The sequence below is a fragment of the Globicatella sanguinis NBRC 15551 genome (assembly GCF_001552295.1).
GTDB lineage: Bacteria > Bacillota > Bacilli > Lactobacillales > Aerococcaceae > Globicatella > Globicatella sanguinis.
In genome coordinates this window covers 1-3874 of record NZ_BCQX01000157.1, presented here as the reverse complement: position 1 = coordinate 3874, position 3874 = coordinate 1, and the positions used below count along the sequence as shown (strand labels likewise).

Below are 3874 nucleotides of genomic sequence, written 5' to 3'. Positions count from 1 at the left end.
TGAAAATCATTCCCTTTTCAACTTCTGGTCCACTCCCAACTGTGCGGGGGAAGACCAACGAAGCGAAAATTGTTCAATTTTCAACTTTTGGTCTACTCCCAGATACTATTTTCTGCTTTTTGTTATTTGTATTCTATCAAAACATCATTATTAAAGGTGTTTAAGCATAATCCAATCAATATCAACTTGATTACCAGCTAAAAAGCGATGTTCTCCTACATGTTCAAAGCCATGGTTTTGATAAAATGCTTTAGCCGCTTCATTATGTTCCCAAACGCCCAACCAAATGCTCTTTTTACCTAAAGCACGGGCTCTTGTTTCAGCTAATTGCATTAATTGTTTACCGTAACCATTGCGTTTATGTTCCTTTAAAACATATATTCTTTGTACTTCTAACGTTTCTTCACCCATTGGTTCCGTTTGAGCATCTTCAATATTAAGTTTTAAATAAGCAACAATCTCTCCATCTGATTCTAATAAATAAACTTCCGATAAAGGATTTTCTAGTTCTTGTTTTAAAGTGTCTAAATTATATGCTTCTTTAAAATAAAGCGCTAAATTTTCATCAGAAGTATTTTGATGAAAGGTATCCCTGTAGGTTGCAATCGCAACTTCTCTTAGATTAGGTAAGTCTTTAACTTCACATTTTCTAATCATTGGTATCACTTGTCAATTGAATAAACTCTTCAATCATGTTTTCATATTCTTTTAGAGCTGATGCCCAGAAATCTTTGGTTGTCACATCGATACCCATTTTAGCTGCGGTCTCTTCAACAGTCCCAACGGTTGTAGCATAAAGCATCTCACGATACTTTTCAACAAAGCCAGTCGGTTCATTTTGATATTGCACATAAAGACCTTTCGCAAATAATCCCCCAAAGGCATATGGGAAATTATAATAACTTAAACCGGTTGAATAATAGTGTCCTTTACATAACCACATAAATGGATGACGGAAATCAGGGTCTAAACCTTCACCATATGATTGATCTTGAGCTTCCAACATAATCGCTTCTAAATCTTTTGAGAATAAAAATGAATCATGACGTTTTTCAAAAACAGTCGTCTCGAAGATATAGCGGGATAAAATATCGACTACAATTTGCGCTACATCACTAATTAATGATTCCAATAAACCGATTTTTTCCTTATCATTCGCTTCAGCGATAACGGTGTTCATAATGATGTTTTCATTAAAAGTAGAAGCCGTTTCTGCCACTGGCATCGTATAAGAACGATTTAATGGTAAATGTTCTTGAATAATCGATCCATGATAAGCATGACCTAATTCATGCGCCATGGTGACGACATTACGTAAATTACCGTCAAAGTTCATTAAAATACGTGATTGTTTAATTGGAGTTAAATTCGAACAAAAGGCGCCGCCTACTTTTCCTTTACGTGGGAATAAATCAACATATTCTTTATCGAAAACTTCAGATGTCAAATCAGCCAAATCAGGTGCAAATTTATTAAAATGCTCAACTAAATACTCTTTCATTTCATCAACCGTAAATTTCTTAGCAACTGATTCCCCAATCGGAGCAAATAATTCATAAAATGGTAAACCATTTGCATAACCTAATAAACTTGCTTTATGTTTAAAATATTTTTGGAAAGAAGGTAAAGCATCTTTGATAGCAGCGATTAAAGCATCTAAAGTCGCTTTTGACATACGAGATTGTTCCAAAGTCACCTCTAATGCACTCTCATAACCTCTTAAACGAGAAATATCATTGACCTGTGATTTAATATTATTAAGTGCAAAAGCAACTGGTTCTTTAATTGATTCATACATCGCTAATTCCGCTTCATAAGCCGCTTTACGTGTCGCTGAATCATCTGCATAAGCTAAATTACGAATATCACTTAATGTCAAACTTTCACCATTAAATTCCGTTTCAACCGTTGAGGTTAAAAAGCTTTGTAATTGACTCCAAGACTGTCCAGCACTCAAATTCATTGTCGCAATAACTTCTTCAACTTCATCTGATAATAAATGAGTGGCTTGTTGTTTTAGTTCTGCAAATAAAAATTGATACTGTGCCAATTTTTCATCTTGAGCAATATCCGTTTCAATATTACCTAAAAACTTATCGATACGCGCATTGGTTTTGGCATGATTTGACAGCAATTTTCTTAGTTTTGCGATAGCTGTCAAACTTGGTTCATGCGTCGTGTTAGTTGATAATTGCAAACTTGAAAAGGCATAAAGTTTACGTGTTAAATCAGATTGAATCTCTAATAAATCAATGACCTTTTTAATTGTCGATAAATTATCTGTTAATTCCATATTAGACAATTGGTTGAGTGTTTCCTCAAGTTTTGTATAATCTGATTGGTATTCAGGTGTATCATAGCCTAAATATAATTCTTTTAATGACCATTGGCCGTTCATTCAATCACTCCTTCAAAAAAGTTTAGTTCTATTATACATTTTTTTGAAAGAAAAAACATTTTTTAGAATTATTTTACTTAGTTAATGATTAAAAACGGGAGTTGGCCAGAAGTAGAAAATCGTATGATTTTCGTTTCGTCTGGTCACCCCCGTACAGTTGAAAGTTGTCCGTAAGTAAAAAATTGAATGATTTTCGCTTCGTCTGCCTACTCCCATTTAGTTAATCCAATGTAATCATCAACCGTTATATGTTCCTAATGATTCATTAATTTTAATGATTTAATTGATCCGCTAAAATTTGTCCGGCATTCCAATCTGCAGGATAAAATGTTGGCCAATTATCCATCTCTTCTAGCAACTCATCATGACTGATGTCAGCCATATAAATATGATAATGAGTTAAGTCTGGCGTTGGACTAATGTTATGGTCAGAAAATTGGATAGATTGTGGTGCTTCTTCATCGCCAGATTCTTTAGTAAATAAATAACGAACTCCACGATTTCCTTTCTCATAAGTAAGTATTTTATAGCCATCATATTTATAAGTACCTGTTACTGTTTTATCACCAGTGGTAAAACTCATTTGATTATCTTTGATAACAATTTTTTCAACGTCCGTTGTATATCCTGTTTGGTAATAATCTGTATATTCTTCAGCCGACATGGTAGCACCCTCTTTACGTGCCTTCATCTCCATTACTGGTGTTAAGGTACCATCTTCTAAATATGGTAATACAGATTGCCATTCACCTGCCCAATCTTCTAAAGTACGATCTTCAACTTGATCATCTTCAAAATATCCGTTATAAATATTTTGCTTCTGCTCATATTCTTCTGCTAATTCAGGATGAGCAACTAACTGTTCATCGGCGGCTTTAATTTGTGCCTCGGTTAATTCACTAGCATCTATTTTGTGATAATGGTCGCCATGAATTAAAATATAAGCGTCACCTTCTTTTGCTACAACAGCTGAAGCATCAAATTCAAATTCATGATCGTGGTCGTGCTCGTGATCATGGTCATGATCGTGGTCGTGATGTTCTTCTTCCTCGGACATTTGCGAACTATTTTCTTCTGCTCTAATCGTCAATGCTGGATGATGCATTAATTCAACACCTGCTACTAATGATAAGATTAACATGCTACTCATTAACTTTTTCTTCAAAATAATTCCTCCTCAAATAATGTAATTATTACTTTTTAGATTTTATGATAATAAAAACGATCTGTCAAGACAAATCGTAATTATTTCTTTTAATTAACATTTTTTGAATTCGTTCTCTCGTTTAAATAAATCATTAACTGACCATTGAGGGTGGTCAAAAATTTGGAAAATTTAGTTAAGATTATTGTTCGTTAATTAATAGCACAGGGGGTGAGTGGCCTCAAACTCTGTGTCTTAATAAGATTGAACATAAATCTAAAAAATTCAGTGCTTATTCATTAGCAGCGCAAGGGGGCTGGGCATAAACTTTG

Annotated in this window: 3 protein-coding genes; all 3 read right to left on the bottom strand. The window is 34.0% G+C overall.

The window, feature by feature from the left end:
* Positions 1-150 precede the first annotated feature (150 nt).
* Positions 151-657: a GNAT family N-acetyltransferase gene (locus GSA01S_RS09565; protein WP_066126989.1), complete on the bottom strand. Its 507-nt coding sequence runs from the start codon at positions 655-657 to the stop codon at positions 151-153.
* On the bottom strand, positions 650-2398 hold the full coding sequence (locus tag GSA01S_RS09560; protein WP_066126986.1) for a M3 family oligoendopeptidase: 1749 nt from the start codon (positions 2396-2398) through the stop codon (positions 650-652). The genes GSA01S_RS09565 and GSA01S_RS09560 overlap by 8 nt, the downstream gene beginning before the upstream one ends.
* 271 nt (positions 2399-2669) lie before the next feature.
* A complete protein-coding gene (locus tag GSA01S_RS09555) occupies positions 2670-3563 on the bottom strand; it encodes a ZinT/AdcA family metal-binding protein (RefSeq protein ID WP_066126983.1) in 894 nt (297 codons plus the stop codon).
* Positions 3564-3874: the final 311 nt, after the last annotated feature.